17 protein-coding genes are annotated in these 19,269 nt (G+C 53.9%); 9 read left to right on the top strand and 8 right to left on the bottom strand.

From position 1 onward, the window contains the following. Positions 1–31: 31 nt before the first annotated feature. Positions 32–967 (top strand): 23S rRNA (adenine(1618)-N(6))-methyltransferase RlmF, encoded by a 936-nt coding sequence (gene rlmF / locus IP581_RS07130; protein ID WP_193822133.1) that lies wholly within the window; start codon positions 32–34, stop codon positions 965–967. Here rlmF and ybiO read toward each other — a convergent pair. The 6 genes from ybiO to rhtA all read right to left on the bottom strand — a co-directional run bounded on the left by ybiO (position 957) and on the right by rhtA (position 7,574). Continuing rightward, positions 957–3,197, bottom strand: coding sequence for a mechanosensitive channel protein (gene ybiO / locus IP581_RS07135; RefSeq protein ID WP_193822134.1), 2,241 nt, complete (start codon positions 3,195–3,197; stop codon positions 957–959). The two genes, rlmF and ybiO, sit on opposite strands and share 11 nt — an antisense overlap. Positions 3,198–3,312: 115 nt before the next feature. Further along, the gene (gene glnQ / locus IP581_RS07140; protein ID WP_086871719.1) at positions 3,313–4,035 is read right to left on the bottom strand and encodes a glutamine ABC transporter ATP-binding protein GlnQ; all 723 of its coding nucleotides are present in this window, start codon (positions 4,033–4,035) and stop codon (positions 3,313–3,315) included. Next, positions 4,032–4,691 (bottom strand): glutamine ABC transporter permease GlnP, encoded by a 660-nt coding sequence (gene glnP, locus IP581_RS07145; RefSeq protein WP_017456022.1) that lies wholly within the window; start codon positions 4,689–4,691, stop codon positions 4,032–4,034. The genes glnQ and glnP overlap by 4 nt, the downstream gene beginning before the upstream one ends. 85 nt (positions 4,692–4,776) lie before the next feature. Further along, complete coding sequence (glnH, locus tag IP581_RS07150) at positions 4,777–5,523, bottom strand: glutamine ABC transporter substrate-binding protein GlnH (protein ID WP_086871721.1); 747 nt, start codon at positions 5,521–5,523, stop codon at positions 4,777–4,779. 361 nt (positions 5,524–5,884) lie between these two features. Then, on the bottom strand, positions 5,885–6,388 hold the full coding sequence (gene dps, locus IP581_RS07155) for a DNA starvation/stationary phase protection protein Dps (protein ID WP_086871723.1): 504 nt from the start codon (positions 6,386–6,388) through the stop codon (positions 5,885–5,887). A gap of 298 nt (positions 6,389–6,686) precedes the next feature. Next, positions 6,687–7,574: a threonine/homoserine exporter RhtA gene (gene rhtA / locus IP581_RS07160; protein WP_097400684.1), complete on the bottom strand. Its 888-nt coding sequence runs from the start codon at positions 7,572–7,574 to the stop codon at positions 6,687–6,689. Between the two features lie 363 nt (positions 7,575–7,937). Between rhtA and ompX the strand changes: the two genes are divergently transcribed. Continuing rightward, positions 7,938–8,450, top strand: coding sequence for an outer membrane protein OmpX (ompX, locus tag IP581_RS07165; protein ID WP_086871727.1), 513 nt, complete (start codon positions 7,938–7,940; stop codon positions 8,448–8,450). Between the two features lie 68 nt (positions 8,451–8,518). On the opposite strand, the gene IP581_RS07170 is transcribed toward ompX, so the two are convergent. Continuing rightward, positions 8,519–10,108, bottom strand: coding sequence for a phosphoethanolamine transferase (locus IP581_RS07170; RefSeq protein WP_193822135.1), 1,590 nt, complete (start codon positions 10,106–10,108; stop codon positions 8,519–8,521). 281 nt (positions 10,109–10,389) lie between these two features. Further along, on the bottom strand, positions 10,390–10,521 hold the full coding sequence (gene mntS, locus IP581_RS07175) for a manganase accumulation protein MntS (protein ID WP_017456028.1): 132 nt from the start codon (positions 10,519–10,521) through the stop codon (positions 10,390–10,392). Positions 10,522–10,709: 188 nt separating this feature from the next. Between mntS and mntR the strand changes: the two genes are divergently transcribed. The 7 genes from mntR to IP581_RS07210 all read left to right on the top strand — a co-directional run bounded on the left by mntR (position 10,710) and on the right by IP581_RS07210 (position 19,256). Continuing rightward, positions 10,710–11,180, top strand: coding sequence for a manganese-binding transcriptional regulator MntR (mntR, locus tag IP581_RS07180; RefSeq protein ID WP_086871731.1), 471 nt, complete (start codon positions 10,710–10,712; stop codon positions 11,178–11,180). Then, positions 11,177–12,286, top strand: coding sequence for an anion transporter (locus tag IP581_RS07185; RefSeq protein ID WP_097400686.1), 1,110 nt, complete (start codon positions 11,177–11,179; stop codon positions 12,284–12,286). The genes mntR and IP581_RS07185 overlap by 4 nt, the downstream gene beginning before the upstream one ends. 101 nt (positions 12,287–12,387) lie before the next feature. Then, entirely contained in the window at positions 12,388–13,485 is a 1,098-nt protein-coding gene (locus tag IP581_RS07190) for an HlyD family secretion protein (RefSeq protein WP_017456031.1), read from the top strand. Further along, the gene (locus IP581_RS07195) at positions 13,482–15,053 is read left to right on the top strand and encodes a DHA2 family efflux MFS transporter permease subunit (protein WP_193822136.1); all 1,572 of its coding nucleotides are present in this window, start codon (positions 13,482–13,484) and stop codon (positions 15,051–15,053) included. Before IP581_RS07190 ends, IP581_RS07195 begins: the two co-directional genes overlap by 4 nt. Position 15,054: 1 nt before the next feature. Beyond that, positions 15,055–16,578: an efflux transporter outer membrane subunit gene (locus IP581_RS07200; RefSeq protein WP_193822137.1), complete on the top strand. Its 1,524-nt coding sequence runs from the start codon at positions 15,055–15,057 to the stop codon at positions 16,576–16,578. Between the two features lie 101 nt (positions 16,579–16,679). Then, positions 16,680–17,726 (top strand): aldo/keto reductase, encoded by a 1,047-nt coding sequence (locus IP581_RS07205; protein ID WP_193822138.1) that lies wholly within the window; start codon positions 16,680–16,682, stop codon positions 17,724–17,726. A 153-nt stretch (positions 17,727–17,879) separates the two neighbouring features. Next, positions 17,880–19,256, top strand: a complete 1,377-nt coding sequence (locus tag IP581_RS07210) for a glycoside hydrolase family 1 protein (protein ID WP_086871740.1) — start codon at positions 17,880–17,882, stop codon at positions 19,254–19,256. The last annotated feature ends 13 nt before the right edge of the window (positions 19,257–19,269 follow it).

Consider the following 19,269-nt stretch of genomic DNA (forward strand, 5'->3'; position numbering starts at 1 on the left):
TATCTTACGCCGCTGCTAACAGGAGAATGCCATGAATGCCCAGAAGCCGGGTCTGCACCCGCGTAACCGCCACCACAGCCGCTACGATCTCGAGGCGCTGTGCGCCGTGAACCCGTCACTGCGCGCGTTTCTGACCACCAACCCGAACGGTGAGACGACCATCAATTTTGCCGAGCCGCAGGCAGTGAAAGCTCTGAACAAAGCGCTGCTGGCGCAGTTTTATGGTGTTGGTGAGTGGGATATCCCGGACGGTTTCCTCTGCCCGCCAGTACCGGGGCGCGCGGATTACGTTCACCATTTGGCAGATGTGCTGGCAGAAAGCAACGACGGTACCGTGCCGACGCAGGCCAGCGTGCTGGATATCGGTACTGGCGCAAACTGTATCTACCCGCTGATTGGTGCGCATGAGTACGGCTGGCGTTTTACCGGTAGCGAAGTTAACGATCGGGCTTTTGCCAGCGCGCAGGCGATCATCAGTGCCAATCCTGGATTGAGCCGTGCGATACGGTTGCGTCGCCAGAAAGAGCCGGCGTCTGTTCTCACCGGCATTATTCATAAAAATGAGCAGTACGATGCGGTTCTCTGCAACCCACCGTTCCACGACTCCGCGCAAAGCGCACAGGCCGGAAGCGAGCGCAAGCGTCGCAACCTCGGGCAAGCCGCCAGCGACGCCGCTAACTTTGGTGGTCAGCAACAGGAGCTGTGGTGCGAAGGCGGCGAAGTGGCCTTTATCAGCAAGATGATTGCGGAAAGCCAACAATTTGCACGTCAGGTGTTGTGGTTTACCTCGCTGGTGTCACGCGGCGATAACCTGCCCGAACTCTATCGCGCCTTGACCCAGGTTGGCGCAGTGAAAGTGATGAAAAAAGAGATGGCGCAAGGCCAGAAGCAGAGCCGTTTTATCGCCTGGACGTTTCTTGATGAGGCCCAGCGTAAACGCTGGGCGCAGACGCGTTTTAAAGGGTAGGTTCTGTTGGTGGCGGCGGCGGGCTGGCGGGTGATGCTGGCTGCGTTGCGCTTCCCGGTGCCGGTAGCATCTGGTAAGTCTGCACCGGCGGGCGCACGCCCGCGCGGTCGAAATGCTTTTTCACCATTGTGTCGAGGGCAAAACGCACCGTCCACTGTTTCAGCGGCAGGGTAGTGCAGGTGACGCGAAGCGTGAATGCCGTGTTGGTCAGCCCGACCAGCCCGGCAAACGACGGTTCGCCAATAATCAAGCCGCGGATCTCTTCCTGCTCCATCAGTTCCGCCACGGCATCTTTTAACGCCTGATTCGCTTTGTCGGTGTCCTCCTGGCGATCCACGTCGTAATTCGCCACCACAGAGCCAATGCCGCGTACAAAGTTGGCGAAAGTGGTTATCGATGACCACGGAATGATGTGGTACGCGCCGGTATCCTGACGTACCCCAACAGAGCGAATCGACATCCGTTCTACGGTACCGGTGAGCGGGCCGATGGTGACCAAATCCCCGGTGTTCATGCCGTTTTCAAACTGGATAAAAATGCCGGTGATAATATCTTTCACCAGCGTCTGCGAACCAAAGGAGATAGCCAGCCCGAGCGCCCCGGCCCCGGCCAGCAATGGCGCAATGTTCACGCCAATTTCCGACAGCACAATCATCACCGTGATGGTGCTTATCACCACCGCCAGCGCATTGCGAAACAGCGTTAGCAGTGTGCGGGTACGCGCGCTTGGCAGCGGGCGGCCATGAATATCCGACGCCAGCCGGTTTTCAATAATGCTGGCGAGCAGCGTCCAGCCAACGGCGGAGAAGAAGAGGATCAAGGCAATACGGATCAGGATATCGACGGTTTTCTCCCCCGCGCCGTAATTCAGCCAGTGCCAGACATCAAACAGCCCCCAGGCATTCAGCAGCAGCATGATCGTTGCACAGACCACCAGAATACGTGCGGCTTTTAACGACGCGGAGAGCCAGCCATTGAGCCGTTTTTGCAACTCGGGATAGTTGCGCTGTACCTGCGGCGAAAGGGTGATGGTCTTATTCAACCAGCGCGACAATACGCCAGAAAGAAATGCGGCAATGCTCAGAATCGCCAGGCTATTGACCGTGGCGCCCATCATGAATTTCAGGCTGTTGCCGGGATCGAACAGCGAAAAGAAGAACAACACAATAAAGTAAGCGCTGGCGAGCCAGTGCCAGATCAGCGCAAAGGCGCGGATAAACAAGCTAAAAAAGGCCAGCGAGTGATCCGCCAGGATAATCAAGTTGTGCTGAATTTGCCGCTTATTATGAAAAATAAGATACAGCGCCCATACGGTAATGCAGAGCATAATCACCACATTGGCCAGTGCGCCAAACTGTACATTGATTTGGTTGGAGATAATCGGCACTGCAACCAGCAAACCGTAGCCAATCAGGCTGCTCAGCGCACTCAGGCGCAGGTGCCAGTAGCGGGCGGTTTCATCGGTAATGCGAAAGGGGCGCAGATCGGCAATACGCGGGCAGAAAATCAGCCGCAAAATCGCTTTAAAAAACTCAATCAGCGCAAAGGCGTTCAGGAACAGGCTTTGCTGAAAGGCAATGGTGCTGTTGCCGGCGTTAAGATTGGCGCTCAGCAACTGACCGACAAATATCGTCAACGCCAGCAGCATCAGGTCGATAATAAACGCGCCGATAATCATTGAGGGCAGTTGCAACCAGTTACTGCGGTCTCGGTTTTTACGCCGTCCCCAGGCGCCCATTTTGCGATACAGCGGCGATACCGCTAAGCGAACCAGAAACCAGAAAGCAAAAACCAGCGCGGCTAATAGCAGAAAATGGCTGGCGGCGTTGCTGAAGGTCTGCGGGTTAAAGGCTTTATGGGGCGAACCGGTGATATTGCGATAAAGCTGAGCAAAACGCGATGCCAGCGCGTTGCCATAATGCTCGCTAACCTCGGTCACGTTTTCCAGCACCGTTTTTTGCTCTTTCACCTCGGGAGGCGTGATCTCCGGCACCGGTTCTTGCGGCGGCGTGGTGGCAACTTTACGTAGCTGATCAATCAGTTCCTTACGCGACTCATCATTTTCCAGCACATCCGCCAGTGCGGCATAAGCGGCTTTTTTCTGTTCGACATTGGGCTCACTTGTTTGCGTGGCAGGCGGGGGCGTGGTCGCCGCAGAGGTAATGCCGGGTATCGTCGCAGCCTGTAATGGCGCGCACCACAACCCAATCAATAGCAGGATCCACGGCATGTGCTCCTCCGGTGAGAAAGTCCAGCAAAATGATAAGTATAGATGCCGTACTGCAGCCGCGATGAATTGAGAAGAATCTGGGGGAGTGCCCCTCCGCAAGGAGGGGCGGGGTAAATCAGGAGACGTGTTGCAGGAATTCCTGCAGGCGCTGGCTCGGCGGATTTTCGATCAGCTGCTGCGGGTTGCCATCTTCGGCAATGCGGCCTTTATCGATGAAAATCAGACGAGAGGCCACTTTCTCGGCGAAGCCGATTTCATGGGTCACGATCACCATGGTCATACCTTCTTCGGCCAGGTCTTGCATCACTTTCAGCACTTCGTGGCGCAGTTCCGGGTCGAGGGCAGAGGTTGGCTCATCAAACAGCATCATTTTCGGTTTCACTGCCAGCGCACGGGCAATCGCCACACGCTGCTGCTGACCGCCGGAAAGCTCAGACGGATAGTGATGGCCTCGCTCGGCGAGACCGACTTTCGCCAGCAGATCTTTTGCCAGTTTTTCCGCTTCGTCTTTCTTTGCGCCGCGCACACGGAGCGGGCCAAACATGACGTTTTCCAGCGCGGTCAGGTGCGGGAACAGATAGAACTGCTGGAACACCATGCCCGCTTCCTGGCGGATCAGGCGTTCGTCCACTTTCGGATCGTTAACTTTCAGTCCGTCGACAATCAGATCGCCGCTGGTGATCTCTTCCAGTTTGTTGATGCAGCGCAGCAGCGTCGATTTCCCGGAGCCAGACGGCCCGATAATCACCACCACTTCACCCTGAGTAATGTTCAAGTCGATATTGTGCAGCACCTGGGTTTGACCGAAGTGCTTGGAAACGTTTTTAAATTCAATCACAGGATTTTCATCCTTTTTTCAAGACGGCGGAGCACGATGTTCAGCGCCTGGGTAATGATCAGATAAATCACCCCTACGGCGGTCCAGATTTCCAGCGCACGGAAGTTACCGGCAATGATTTCCTGGCCCTGACGGGTTAATTCGGCTGCGCCGATAACAATAAACAGCGATGTATCTTTGATGCTGATGATCAACTGGTTCCCCAGCGGCGGCAGCATGCGACGCAGCGCCAGTGGCATGATCACATGGCGGATAGTTTCAACGCGGGAAAGCCCCAGCGCCTGGCCCGCTTCGCTGAACCCTTTATGGATAGACAGTACAGAACCGCGCGTGATTTCGGCGATATAAGCCCCGGAGTTGATCATAATAGTGATCACTGCGGCGCTGAAAGTGTCGATACGGATATCGGGGAAGGCCATCGGTAAGGCGAAGTAAATGTACATCACCTGCACGACGATTGGCGTACCGCGAATCACTTCGATAAATACCAGTGCGATGTGGTTAGAAATCCAGCCGCCATAGGTACGGGCTAAACCGGCCAGCAGGCCGATAACGATGCCGCCAGCCAGACCGAGGATCGAAATCCATAAGGTCATTTTGGCCCCGTCAAGCAAAAGCGGAATGGCGGGCCAGATGGCGCTCCAGTCAAACTGCATGATGTGTTCCTGTATACCGTGGTTTTAACAAAAAGCATCGGAGGCGAAAGCCGCCTCCGAGGTGTAACACTTTATTTTTTAATAATTATTTCGGTTCGGTGCCGAACCATTTTTTATAGATTTCGTTGTAAGTGCCGTTGTCATGCAGCGTTTTCAGCGCACCGTTCACTTTCTCGCGCAGTTCATCACTGCCTTTCGGGAAGGCAATACCGTACTGCTGCGCTTCCAGAGAGTCGCCAACAGCTTTGAACTGACCGTTGCCTGCAGTTTTGATGAAGTACAGGATGTTCGGCGTGTCGTGCAGTACCGCGTCAGCGCGACCCGTGCCCAGTTCCATATACGCGTTGTCGATGTTCGGGAACTGACGCAGGTCTTTGGTTTTGATGTTCGCTTTCGCGTAGTCAACAGAACCGGTACCGCTCTTCACTGCCAGCACTTTACCATCAAGATCTTTCACGCTTTTCACGTCGTTGTTGTTGGCTTTCACCATCACCAGCAGACCGCTTTTGTAGTAGCCGTCAGAGAAATCGATGGCTTTTTTACGCTCTTCAGTAATGGTAATACCCGCCAGCGCCAGATCGATATTTTTGGTTTGCAGCGCAGGAATGATGCCGCTGAAGTCCATTGGCTTCAGTTCATAATCCAGTTTCAGTTCTTTGGCGATCGCTGCCCACAGATCCACGTCGAAACCAACATATTTGTTACCTTGTTTGAATTCGAAAGGAACGAACGCAGTGTCGGTAGCGACAACCAGTTTTTTATCAGCAGCCTGAGAAGAGACGGCAAAAGCGAGAGCGAGTGCAGCCAGGGAAAATTTCAATACAGACTTCATAGTTTTTCCTTTTGTATCCGGGGAACGAACCCCTGCGAGAATGAACGCAGTATGAAAAAATCATGCCAGGTTTACAACCTATTGTTTTGTAAAGGTGAACCTTTACCCGGTTGCACAATAAGTGTAGCAACAATAGCCGCATGCACCATTTTGAGTCACTATTTTGGTGCATTCTGGCGGCATGGCCTGTTTTGCTTTTTTTTAGCGCAGATCGTGGGGTAAAAACAATCACTTATTAACAATTTTGTGATGAGATAATTACGTTGCGGTAACTTTTAGCGTGGAAGGAGAGAATAAGGCGCACTGTAACAGTGCAAAACCCTGCGCAGGATGCGCAGGGTGTATAGGCAAAACTTATGGATTACTCAATATTGGACTCAATGAACCACAAGAATTGATCCAGGTCGCGGGAAGCGGCGGTAAAGATATCAGCGGTATCTTCGTCTTTCGCTTCGCCAATGGCTTTACGCACATCGTTGGCGACGACTGCGTAACGATCGGCCAGTTCTTTGAGGTGGTCCTGCACGCTATGGATATCCAGCGGGTAGCTTTTCAGCGCGGTTTTGCTGTTAATCACCTGTGTGGTGCCCAGCGCGACACCGCCGAGCTGTACGGCGCGCTCTGCCATGGTATCAAGATGGTTCACCAGCGCAGTACGGAAGCCATCCAGCATTTCATGAACGGCAATGAAGTTAGCACCGCGCATATTCCAGTGGGCCTGTTTAGTGATTAAAGACAGGTCAATGAACTGGATCACCTGGCGATTCAGCAGCTCAATAGTCGCTTTTTTATCGCTATCCGATACATCGTTACGGGTATAAAGCAGATTAGACGCTTTCGTTTTAACCAGTTTAGCGGTACTCATAATCTCATATCCTCTTGATGTTTGTGTCCCAGGAAATTACCGAAACTAAGTATAGCACCAGATTTTTACTGGCAGTCTTGGCTGTGCCTATCAGTTCGATAGCGAATATAAAATATAGGAGAGGATTTCAGAATGGCGTAACTAATTAAATGAAATGTAAGATAATTCTAATAACGTATTATTTTAAAAATGCGAATGATTCTATTTAATGCAGGATGCTGGGAAAAGTAAGAAATAATGTCGGCGGTGTGGTGAGGATATTTGGCATAAGAAGGATCTCATGCCAAATAATAGTTATTTAACCAATATCAATTTTTTTGACTGTGGCTTCCCGACGCAGCGTGAGTGTCGAGCCCATCGACGCAGTAATAATCGCCGCCAGCGCCAGCGCTTGCTGGAAGGTTAGCGTTTCACCGAGGAAAATCATGCCGGAAACGGCCGCCATTGCTGGTTCCATACTCATTAATGTGCCGAACGTACGAGTTGGTAAGCGCGTCAGGGCGATCATCTCCAGTGAGTAAGGCAGGGCGGTGGATAAAATCGCCACGGCGATCCCCAGCGGCAGAACAGACCAGTGCCACAGCACCTCACCTGCCTGGAATGCGCCAAGCGGCACAAAAACCACCGCCGCAATTAATGAACCCAGCGCCACTGTTGCCGGGCCATGCTCTTCCCCGGCGCGCTGCCCGGAAAGGATATAGATTGCCCAGCAAGCGCCGGCACCTAGAGCAAACGCCGCGCCAGTGAGATCAACATGTGACACATTTTCACCCAGCGGCAGCAGATACCAGAGGCCAAGTACCGCGAGGATCACCCAGATGAAATCCACCGGGCGACGTGAGGCGAAAAGCGCCACCGCCAGCGGGCCGGTAAATTCCAGCGCCACCGCAACGCCGAGCGGTATCGTCTGGATCGATAAATAGAACATATAGTTCATGGCCCCAAGTGACAGGCCGTAAAACAGCAGCGGCAGGCGTTGTTCACGGGTAAAACGTAAACGCCAGGGCTTAAACACCACGACCAAAATAATCGTGCCAAGCGCGAGGCGCAGTGCGGTGACGCCAGGAGCTCCCACCACCGGAAAAAGCGATTTCGCCAGCGATGCGCCTCCCTGAATGGACATCATCGCGACAAGCAATATCAACACCGGCAACCACACCGGCAATTTACGAGACTGCGCAGGCATCCTTTCTCCCGTCAATTTCTGTCAAATAAAGTAAAAGAGGCAGTCTACTTGAATTACCCCCGGCTGGTTGAGCGTTTGTTGAAAAAAAGTAACTGAAAAAACCGTAGAATAACGCCTCTCTGATGGTTAATTAACCTATCCAATTAAGAATTATCTGGATGAATGTGCCATTAAATGCGCAGCATAATGGTGCGTTGTGTGGGAAAAATGCTTTTTTTTGAAAGGGTTGGTCAGTGGCGGAAACTTTCTGTTACATCAAATGGCGCGTTAGACCCCAATTCCCGCAAAGAGTTTCTTAACTAATTTTGATATATTTAAATGCGTAGGACGTAGGATTTACTTGAAGCACATTTGAGGTGGATTATGAAAAAAATTGCATGTCTTTCAGCTCTGGCCGCTCTTCTGGCGGTTTCTGCAGGTTCCGCAGTAGCAGCAACTTCAACCGTAACTGGCGGCTACGCTCAGAGCGACGCTCAGGGTATTGCCAACAAAACTAACGGCTTCAACCTGAAATACCGCTACGAGCAGGATGACCAGCCGCTGGGTGTTATCGGTTCCTTTACTTACACTGAAAAAGATCGCACCGAAAACAGCGTTTATAACAAAGCGCAGTACTACGGCATCACCGCAGGTCCGGCTTACCGCATCAACGACTGGGCGAGCATCTACGGTGTTGTGGGTGTAGGTTACGGTAAATTCCAGCAGACTGTAGACACCGCGAAAGTGTCTGACACCAGCGACTACGGTTTCTCTTACGGTGCTGGTCTGCAGTTCAACCCGATGGAAAACGTTGCTCTGGACTTCTCCTACGAGCAGAGCCGTATTCGTAACGTAGACGTTGGCACCTGGATCGCTGGCGTTGGTTACCGCTTCTAATCGCTTCGGCGATAATAAAAAATCCGTCCAATGGGCGGATTTTTTTTGCCTGCAATTTACTTCAGATATTACCGCTTACTGCGCGTATCGAAGAGATCCGTGCCGAGATGGTTATAGTCAACTTTCTGTAATTTAAAGTTGGTAATGTACGCTGGCCCGGCTTTTTGCTCGGACATAAAACGGTAAGGATTTTTAATCTGCTCTGCGCTAATCCCCGTCCACTGCGAAAAGAAGCTCAAAAAGTCGTTCGCTGAACGGCGCGCTTTAATCACCCGATGTTTGGTATCGTCGCTGGAAATCACCATAAACGGCACCTGGAAGTCCTGCTGGAAAGTATCAGCATGCGCCAGGTACTGCACCTCTTTCCCGCGTTCTTTAATCGCCAGTCCATGATCCGAGAAGTAAACCATCGAGAAACTTTCGCCGGCATTGACCAGTTGCGAATACATTTTTCCGAGGAAATCATCGGTCTGCGTGATGGAATAGAGGTAGCAGGAGGTCTCTTTTGACTGCACAAACTCGTTGTACTTGCCGCCGGTGCGATCGCAGGCCTGCGGGTGCGAGCCCATCAAATGCAGCACAATCAGCTGCGGCTGAGTGCGTTTTGTGCTCAGCACCTGGCTGGTGAGTTTTAACAGATCTTCGTCGCGCGTGTTTTTATCTGCTTCGAAGTCGCCGTGTTTCAAAAACTGCACTTCATCAGCACGCTTCGCGATACTGGCGATGGCCGTGTCATATTCGCCAATTTGTCCCTGATTAGAGAACCACCACGTCTGGAAACCGGCACGGTTAGCCAGCGTGACAAAATTATCCTGATACTGCGGTTTGTCTTCCACCACACGGTTTAACGTCAGCCCAAGGGATTTTTGTGTTGAACCGCTCGCGGAAATGTAATCCATAAACAGCGTGCCGTTTACCTGGCTGGCAAACGGGGTGTTATTCCAGTGACCGCCAAAAGCGCCCAGCGCGTCGCGGCGTGCACTTTCGCCAATCACCACCACGTAAGTATGGTATTTCGGTTTCACCGCCAGCACAGTCCAGGTGTCTTTCACACTGGCGAGCGCGGCCATATTTTTCTGTTCTTCTTTGACGACATAGTAGTTAAACGCCACATCGCGCACGAAACGAAGCACCGGAACACCGGTATCAATGATCCTGAATTCGTACCCTTTGAAATGGTTTTGCACCGGGCCAATAAAATAAGAAGCGATGCACACAATCGTGCCCAGCGTGTCCCATTTCAGCCACGGCGTGGAACGCTCGATTATCCGCCGGCGCAGCGAAATAACGCCCAGCGCAAAAATGAATACGCCGATAGCGTAGTGATACCACGGGAAGATAGTCAGAATTTCCGTCGACTCTTCCATATTGGTCGACAGCAGCGCCAGCAGCGTATTGAAGTTTGGCGCGCCATATGCCCGGCCAAACGGGAAATAACAGGCGGCAACCAGCGAGATAATCCCGATAACGGTTTTTTGCGCGCGAGGCGCATGACGCCAGAGAATCATCAGAGCGCAGGTTAAAAGAACCGCATACATCACGCTAAATTCATAACCCAGAGCGAAGTTAATCAACATCGATTGTAAAAAGTAGAAACCCGTCCACGGGTTGAGCGTCTGGCTGCGAAAGGCAACGGATTCTTTAAGGATTAGGCTCATAGATTACTGTCATGAAAACGCCATGTGCTCACCCTGGCGTTAAGGGTCAAAACCTGCCGGACAGTGCGTGTGAAGAGGGGAGGGGGTCCGCATCTGCGAGCCGCAATTTGTGCAGGGCAGCGCAAAGATAGAGCGAGGCGCGACGAAGGTCAACAGGGGCTAAGCGGTTGTTTTGAGAGAATGATTGCAAATCCAGCAAAAATACGCGGATTTTTAGACGAATTAGCCAGTATGGCGGGGGATTGTGACAGAAAAATGAAGCGGCGTACCGCGACGCCGCATTAGTGAGAAGATTTGTCGGAGTCCTGCTGCGGTTTGCCGGTAATGATATCGGACAACATATTCAGCAGCATTAAACGGACTTTAAAGGGAGAGTGACTAAACACGCGCATACACCTCTTGAACTCATTCATCGTTACCTCCTGCCATTTTCAGACCCTTCGTTCCATGAAGGGTGAACGCATTACATACAGATATAGCACAGGCTATGTTCTATAGCTATGGCTAAGACGTTAATTTTTTGTGCTGATTCACGGATGGTTTACAATGGCGCTTCTCTTATATGATGCTGCACAGGTGTCACACCTTCAGAGGAAGCACAATGAACCGTCGCGCAGGTAAGCAAACAATAAAAAAAGTGACGCTGGTAAATGTAGAAGAGCACGTTGAAGGCTTTCGTCAGGTGCGTGAAGCGCATCGTCGCGAGCTGATCGATGATTATGTTGAACTGATTTCGGATTTGATCCGCGAAGTGGGCGAAGCCCGCCAGGTGGATATGGCCGCCCGTCTTGGTGTATCACAACCGACGGTTGCTAAAATGTTAAAAAGACTGGCGACAGTGGGCTTAATTGAACAGATCCCCTGGCGCGGCGTTTTTTTAACTGCGGAAGGCGAGAGGCTGGCGCAGGAGAGCCGCGAGCGGCACCAAATCGTCGAAAGCTTCCTGCTGGTGCTGGGCGTGAGCCCGGAAATTGCGCGCCGCGATGCCGAAGGTATGGAACACCACGTTAGCCAGGAAACGCTCGACTGTTTCCGCCGCTTCACTCTGCAACACGAGCAATCACCCGAATGACTATGCCCCTCATTCGCGCCCTTGCGCGCGATCGCTTCCTGCATCTGTTACTGCTTATTGGAATTGCGTTGTGCTTTTTTGTTCCCTTTGCACCCAAAACCTGGCCAGGGGCGATTGACTGGCACACCATTATTACTCTCAGCGGCCTGATGCTGCTAACCAAAGGGGTCGAGCTGAGCGGTTATTTTGATGTGATTGGACGGCGTATGGTGCGTCGTTTTCATCATCAGCGTCGGCTGGCGATGTTTATGGTGTTGGCTGCGGCGCTCCTCTCCACCTTTCTCACCAATGATGTGGCGCTGTTTATTGTGGTGCCGCTGACCATCACGCTGAAAAAACTGTGCGAAATTCCGGTTAACCGGCTGATCATTTTTGAAGCGCTGGCGGTAAATGCCGGGTCGTTATTAACGCCTATCGGAAACCCGCAAAACATTCTTATCTGGGGACGCTCTGGTCTCTCTTTTCCTGCGTTCATCTGGCAGATGTCGCCGCTGGCGCTGGCAATGATGGTGACGCTGCTGGTGTTGTGCTGGTTCTGTTTTCCGAAAAAGGCGCTTAACTACCACAGCGGCGCGCAAACGCCAGACTGGCAGCCCCGTCTGGTGTGGAGTTGCCTCGGTTTCTACATAATCTTTATTACCGCCCTGGAGCTGAAACAGGAGCTGTGGGGGCTGGCCATTGTCGCCTTCGGGTTCCTGCTGCTGGCGCGCCGGGTTGTGCTGAGCGTGGACTGGACGCTATTGCTGGTCTTTATCGCCATGTTTATTGATGTCCACCTGCTTATTCAGTTGCCTGCGCTGCATTCGGTGTTGAGCAGTGCCAGCCAGTTGTCACCTTCAGGTTTGTGGTTGACGGCCATCGGCCTGTCGCAATTTATCAGTAACGTGCCCGCGACCATTTTGCTGCTCAATTATGTCCCGCCGGATACGCTGCTGGCCTGGGCGGTGAATGTTGGCGGCTTTGGTTTGCTGCCCGGTTCACTGGCCAATCTTATCGCGCTGCGTATGGCAAACGATCGCCGCATCTGGTGGCGCTTTCATCTCTATTCCATGCCGATGCTGCTGTGGGCGGCGCTGGTGGGATACGGATTACTCTTATTCAGATAGTGCTGATTTGTCAGTTTATCCTGGCAAATGTATAGCAACCGCCTAACTTTAGTTAACGGCGCATCCCTGGCGCCGTTACCTGACAGGACTGTTGCGAAACTATGGCAGAAAACACAACGCATCCTGACGATGTTCAGGACGATAACAATCAAAACCCACGTAAACGCCCCGGAAAGAAACCACTGATTATCCTCGCCATTGTTGTCGGCGTGATGGTGATTGTTGCGCTGGTGTGGTGGTTTTTAACCCGTAATGAAGAGACGACAGACGACGCCTTTACCGATGGCGACGCGGTGACGATTGCGCCGAAAGTGGCAGGTTATGTCACCGAACTGCGGGTGAAAGATAACCAGCGCGTGAAGAAAGGGGATTTACTGGTCACGATTGACCCGCGCGATGCCACCGCGCAGCGCGATCAGGCGCAAGCGCAACTGGGACTGGCAATCGCCCAGCTACACCAGGCGCAGGCGCAACTGGATTTATCAAAAGTGCAGTATCCCGCACAGCGTGACGAAGCGCGCGCGCAGGTACTGAAAGCAAAAGCCGATCTGGCGAACGCCGAAGCGGCTTATCGCCGCCAGCGTGGTGTCGATCCTCGCGCCACCACACAACAAAATATCGATAGCGCCAATGCCCAGTTGCGTAGCGCGCAGGCACAGCTTGCCAGCGCACAAGCGCAGCTGGAAGTCGCCGACCAGGTACAGTTGCAAATCCGCCAGCAGGAAACTAATGTCGAAGCGCGCCAGCAGCAAGTGGCGCAGGCCAAAGCGCAGCTCGAAACGGCGAATCTGAATTTATCCTGGACGGAAGTTCGCGCCCCATTCGATGGCTTTATCACCAAACGCAATGTGCAAAACGGAACCTTAGTGCAGGCGGGCACCGCGCTGTTTTCGCTGGTCTCACCGGACGTGTGGGTGGTGGCGAACTTCAAAGAGTCGCAGCTTGAGCGCATGCGTCCGGGCAATAAAGTCAGTGTCAAAGTGGATGCGTGGCCTGATCTGGAGCTGGAAGGGCATATCGACAGTATCCAACAGGGTAGCGGGTCGAAGTTCGCCGCTTTCCCTTCAGAAAATGCCACGGGTAACTTTGTCAAAATCGTTCAGCGCGTGCCGGTGAAAATCGTCATCGATAAAGGATTAGATCCCAACAAACCGTTGCCGTTAGGCCTTTCCGTTGAACCGAAGGTAACGCTGGAATGACGGATCACAGCCACGAGAACTGGAAACCCGCCAGTAACCCGTGGGCGGTGGCGTGGGTCGTCACCCTCGCGGTGTTTATGGAGATCCTCGATACCACGATTGTCAACGTGGCGTTGCCGCACGTCGCCGGGTCGCTCTCCGCCAGTTATGACGAATCGACATGGGTGCTGACCAGCTACCTGGTGGCGAACGGTATTGTCCTGCCGATCTCCGCATTTCTCAGCCGCACCTTCGGGCGCAAGCAGTTTTTCCTGATCTGCATTGTGATGTTTACCGTCTGTTCGTTTCTGTGCGGCATCGCCACCGAGCTGTGGCAAATCATCCTGTTTCGTATTTTGCAGGGCTTTTTCGGCGGCGGTTTGCAACCCACGCAGCAATCGGTGTTGCTGGATTACTTCAAGCCGGAAGATCGTGGCAAAGCGTTTGGTTTGTCCTCTATCGCCATTATTGTCGCCCCGGTGCTGGGGCCAACGCTGGGCGGCTGGATAACCGATAACTACTCCTGGCGCTGGGTCTTTTTTATTAATATTCCGGTGGGTATTGTCACGGTTCTGGCGATTTACCAGCTGCTGGAAGATCCGCCCTGGGAGCGTAAATCGAAGCAGAAATTGTCCATCGACTGGCCGGGCATTGGCCTGATTGCGCTGGGGCTGGGCTGCCTGCAAGTGATGCTCGATCGCGGTGAAGATGAAGACTGGTTCAACTCCGATTTCACGTGCATTTTCGCCGTTCTCACAGCGATTGGTATTGTCGGTGCCATTTACTGGCTGATGTATGCCAAAAAGCCGGTGGTCGACTTGCGCTGTATGGCGGATAAGAACTTTACGGTTTCCAGCCTGCTGATGGCCGGCATGGCGATGATCCTCTACGGCAGCTCGGTGGTGATCCCGCAACTGGCGCAGCAGGATCTGGGCTATACCGCCACCTGGTCCGGGCTGGTGCTGTCGCCCGGCGCGGTGCTGATTGTGCTGACCATTCCGCTGGTGCTGAAACTGATGCCGGTGGTACAGACGCGCTGGATAATCGCCTTCGGCTTTTTCTGCCTGGCCGCCTCATTCTGGTGGTCGCGCACACTGGCCCCGGATATCGACTTTGAAACGCTGATGCTGTTTCGCAGCGCGCAGTCGATTGGCCTTGGCTTCCTGTTTGTGCCGTTGACGACCATCGCCTTTATCTCGATCCCTCGCCAGCTAAATGCCGATGCGGCGGCGCTGTTTACCATGTTCCGTAACGTGGCGGGATCGGTTGGTATTTCGCTCTCTACGGCGGCGATCACCGAGCGCTCGCAGGCGCATATGTCGCACTTATCAGAGCATACCTCTCCCTTTAATGAGCAATTTCAGCAGGCTTTGCGTGAATCCGCGGAGGCGATCCGTAACTTCACCAGCCTGGTCGGCGATCCGCTGACCAGCGCCACCGGACAGATGTACAAAGCGATGATCGCCCAGTCGCGTTTTCTCGCCTATATCGACGTTTTCACCGTGCTCAGCCTGGTGGCGATGTTGCTGATCCCCTTTTGTTTATTGCTTTCGCCGATCAAAAGCGAAGGCAGCGCAGGAGCACATTAATATGACGTGGTGTCGTTTTCCCGTAACCCTGTTATCGCTGTGGCTTGCAGGCTGTGCTGTCGGGCCGGATTACCAGGCGCCCGAACCGCAAACGCCTGCGCGCTGGAACGATCCGGGTGATAACGCGGTAAAATCGCAAACCTCTTCGCAGGCGGTGAATCCGCGCTGGTGGACCACCTTCCAGTCACCGCAGTTGAACAGCCTGATTGAGCGGGCGATCAACGATAATCTCTCGCTCCAGCAAACCGTGCTGCGCATTGCCGGCGCGCGCGAGCAGATTAACCAGGCGGGCGGCGCGTTTCTGCCAGCGGTTAACGGTTCGCTGAAAGCGACCCGCCAGCAACTGGGCATTGAAGGTGAGCTGAAATCCCACAATGTGGAAGGCCAGTTGCAGGACGCCGACCCGGCAATCAGTGGGGCGCTCGGAGCGCTTACTCAACCGGTGAATCTCTATCAGGGCAGTTTCGACGCGCAGTGGGAGCTGGATCTGTGGGGCAAAGTGCGGCGCCAGGTAGAAGCCGCGACAGCGCAGCAACAACAGGCAATTGAACAGCGTAACGATGCGCTGGTATCGCTGGAAGCGGAAGTGGCACGCGCGTGGCTTCAACTGCGCGGCGCGCAGAACATCATCAGTACACTGAAAACACAAATCGACAGCGCGCAGCAGACATTTACGCTAACTGAAAACCGGCAAAAAGGTGGCCTTTCTCCACAACTGGATGTGGAAAACGCCCGCGCGCAGGTCGGCAATCTGGAAGCGCAACTCCCGCAATATGAAGCGCAGGAGCGCCAGGCGATGAACGCGTTAGCTATCCTGCTCGGTAAACCGCCCGGCGCGCTGGACAGCGAGTTGCGCAATGCGCAGCCGTTACCCGCGCTACCGGACATTGTGCCCACCGGCATTCCGTCGACGCTGGCGCGCCGTCGCCCGGATGTCCGCGAAGCGGAAGCCAGCCTGCATGCGGCGACGGCACAGATTGGCGTGTCGGTGGCACAGTTGTTCCCCAGCTTGTCATTGAGCGGCCAGTTTGGTCTGCGCAACAGCGAAACTAACTGGCTTACTGACTGGAGCAGCCATTTTTATAGCTTCGGCCCGCAGATTTCGATTCCCATTTTCCAGGGCGGGCGGCTGGTATCGAGCGTCAAGCTGGCGCGCGCAGAGCAGGGCGCGGCGGTGCTGAACTATCGTCAGACGGTGCTCAGCGCACTGGGCGATGTGGAAAATGCGCTGGTCAGTTACCGCGCCGATCAGCAACGGGAAGCGGGGCTGGATAAAACGCTCAGTGCGCTGCAAAACGCCTTCTCGCTTGCTACAGACAGCTACCGTCAGGGGATCGCCAGCTTTATCGATGTGCTGGATGCACAACGCCAGCTGGCGCAGGCCAGCCAGCAGCGCGAGCAGGCGCGGGTACAAAGTAGCCTCGATCTGGTGGCGTTGTATAAAGCGCTCGGCGGCGGCTGGGAACCGTATCAGAATGTGCAACTGCCTGATTACAAAGTCTTTGGTGAAGCGCCGCGCGGATAATCAGAGAATTGGGCAAGAAACAGGCAGGATCCTCACATTCGCCGCCGCAGAGGATTGCGTATAACTGTCTGCGTCAACTAAACAGATGAGGAGACGCCATCATGCGCTACAAAAAACTGGGCAATACCGGACTGTTTGTTTCTGAATTGTGCCTCGGCACCATGACGTTTGGCGGTGACGACAGCGAGAGCATGTGGAGCAAAATCGGCCAGTTGCAACAGGCGCAAGCCGAGCAACTGGTCGGCAGCGCGCTCGATGCCGGCATTAACTTTATCGACACCGCGAACGTCTATTCCGACGGGCGTTCGGAGGAGATCACTGGCCAGGCGCTGAAAAACCTGAAAGTGCCGCGAGAAAATGTCATCGTCGCCACCAAAGTGTTTGGCGAAACCGGCACCGCCGTGGTGAACTCGCGCGGCAGTTCGCGTTATCACATCATGAATAGCGTGAAAGAGAGCCTCAAGCGCATGCAACTGGATCATATTGATCTCTACCAGTTGCACGGCTTTGATCCGGCCACACCTATCGAAGAGACGCTTTATGCGCTGGATAACCTCGTCCAGCACGGCCATGTTCGCTATATCGGCGTCTCTAACTGGGCGGCGTGGCAAATCGCCAAAGCGCTGGGGATTTCTGAGCGTCTTGGGCTGGCGCGCTTTGCCTCGCTACAGGCTTACTACACCATCGCCGGTCGCGATCTGGAACGTGAACTGGTGCCGATGATGCAGAGCGAAGGCGTCGGTTTAATGGTCTGGAGCCCGCTGGCGGGCGGCTTGCTGAGCGGTAAATATGGCCGCGATGGTCAGGCGGAAGCCGGTGGACGCCGACTGGCGTTCGATTTCCCGCCGGTGAATAAAGACCGCGCCTTTGATTGCGTCGACGTCATGCGCACCATTGCCGACAGCAAAGGGGTTTCTGTGGCGCAAATCGCGCTGGCCTGGCTGCTGCACCAACCGGTGGTCAGCAGCGTGATTATTGGCGCGAAACGCCCGGAACAACTGGACGATAACATTGCGGCGACGGCGATTCGCCTGAGTGACGACGAACTGCAACAACTGGATGCGGTGAGCGCCCTGCCGCGTGAATATCCCGGCTGGATGTTTGAGCGCCAGGGGGAATATCGCCGTAACCAGCTAAAACAACAGTAATTATCCTTCCACTCAAACGCGACGCTCATCCCGTCGCGTTTTTCTTTTCTTTCGAATAGCGTCACAAAATCGCATCGTCCCTTTTGCCCATTTTTTCGCCGTTATCTATATGACTAGTCATATATTAAAAATGACTAGTCATGGAGCAGCGAGATGAACAAAACGTTACCGGGCGGATTTTTATGGGGCAACTCCGTATCCAGCATGCAGACCGAAGGCGCGTGGAATGAGGGCGGGAAGGGGATGTCGGTCTACGATATTCGCGAAGCCAGCGAATTTGCCTCCGACTGGAAAGTCGCCACCGATTCCTACCACCGCTATCAGGAAGATTTCGATCTGATGCAGGATCTCGGCATGAATTGCTACCGCTTTCAGATTTCCTGGAGCCGCGTTTGCCCGCAGGGCGATGGTGAGTTCAACGACGAGGGCATCGCCTTTTATGACCGCTTTATCGACGATCTGCTGGCGCGCGGCATTGAACCGATGATCTGCCTGTATCACTTTGATATGCCGCTGGCGTTGGCCGAGCAGTACAACGGTTTTGCCGACCGGCGCGTGCAGGATGCTTTTGTGCGCTACGGCAAAAAGATGATCGACTGCTTTGGCAGCCGGGTGAAGTACTGGCTGACGTTTAACGAGCAAAATATTTACCACATGCCAGGCGCGTTTCAGGTTGGTGGCTATCTGAAAGGCGAGAAAACCCTGCGCGAGCTTTATCAGATTCAGCACCATGTGATGATGGCGCATGTGCTGCTGACCCATTATCTGCACGCTACCCAGCCCGGAAAATTAATGGGCGGCATGCTGGCGCACCAGTTGGTTTACCCGGCGACCTGCAAACCGCGCGATGTGTTCTGCGCCACGCAATACGATGAATTCCTCAATCAAAACTTACTGCGTGTCTATGCCGGGCAGGGTTACAGCCCGGAAGTGCTGGCGGTGGTCGACAGGGAAGGTTTTCGCGATATCTACCGCGATGAGGATCTGGCGGAAATCGCGCGGGTCAAAAACGATTTTATGGCGTTTAGCTACTACGCCAGTAAAACCCTCGACAGCGATGCCATTGCGCCGGGAACACCGGTCAATTATTTCCTGCAACAGGGCGATAAAGCGAACCCGTATCTCGACGCGACCGAATGGGGCTGGCAAATCGACCCGCTCGGTTTTCGCGCCATTATTACCCGGTATTACAACGACTGGCGCTTGCCGGTGTTCCCGATTGAAAACGGCATCGGCGTGATTGAAGCGTGGGACGGCGTTAACCCGATCGAGGACGATTACCGCATTGCTTATCACCGCGACCATATCCAGGCGATGCAGGACGCTATCTTTGAGGACGGCGCACAGGTGTTGGGCTATCTCGGTTGGGGCCTGATCGACATTCTCAGTTCGCAGGGCGATATGCGTAAGCGCTACGGCGTGGTGTACGTCAACCGTGAAAACCACGACCTGAAAGATTTAAAACGCGTACCGAAAAAGAGCTATCGCTGGCTGCAACAGCTGATTCGCAGCAACGGCCGCGATATGTAAGCAACGATTGAGA

Origin of the sequence: Kosakonia pseudosacchari (assembly GCF_015167415.1) — a bacterium.
GTDB classification, from domain to species: Bacteria; Pseudomonadota; Gammaproteobacteria; order Enterobacterales; family Enterobacteriaceae; genus Kosakonia; species Kosakonia pseudosacchari.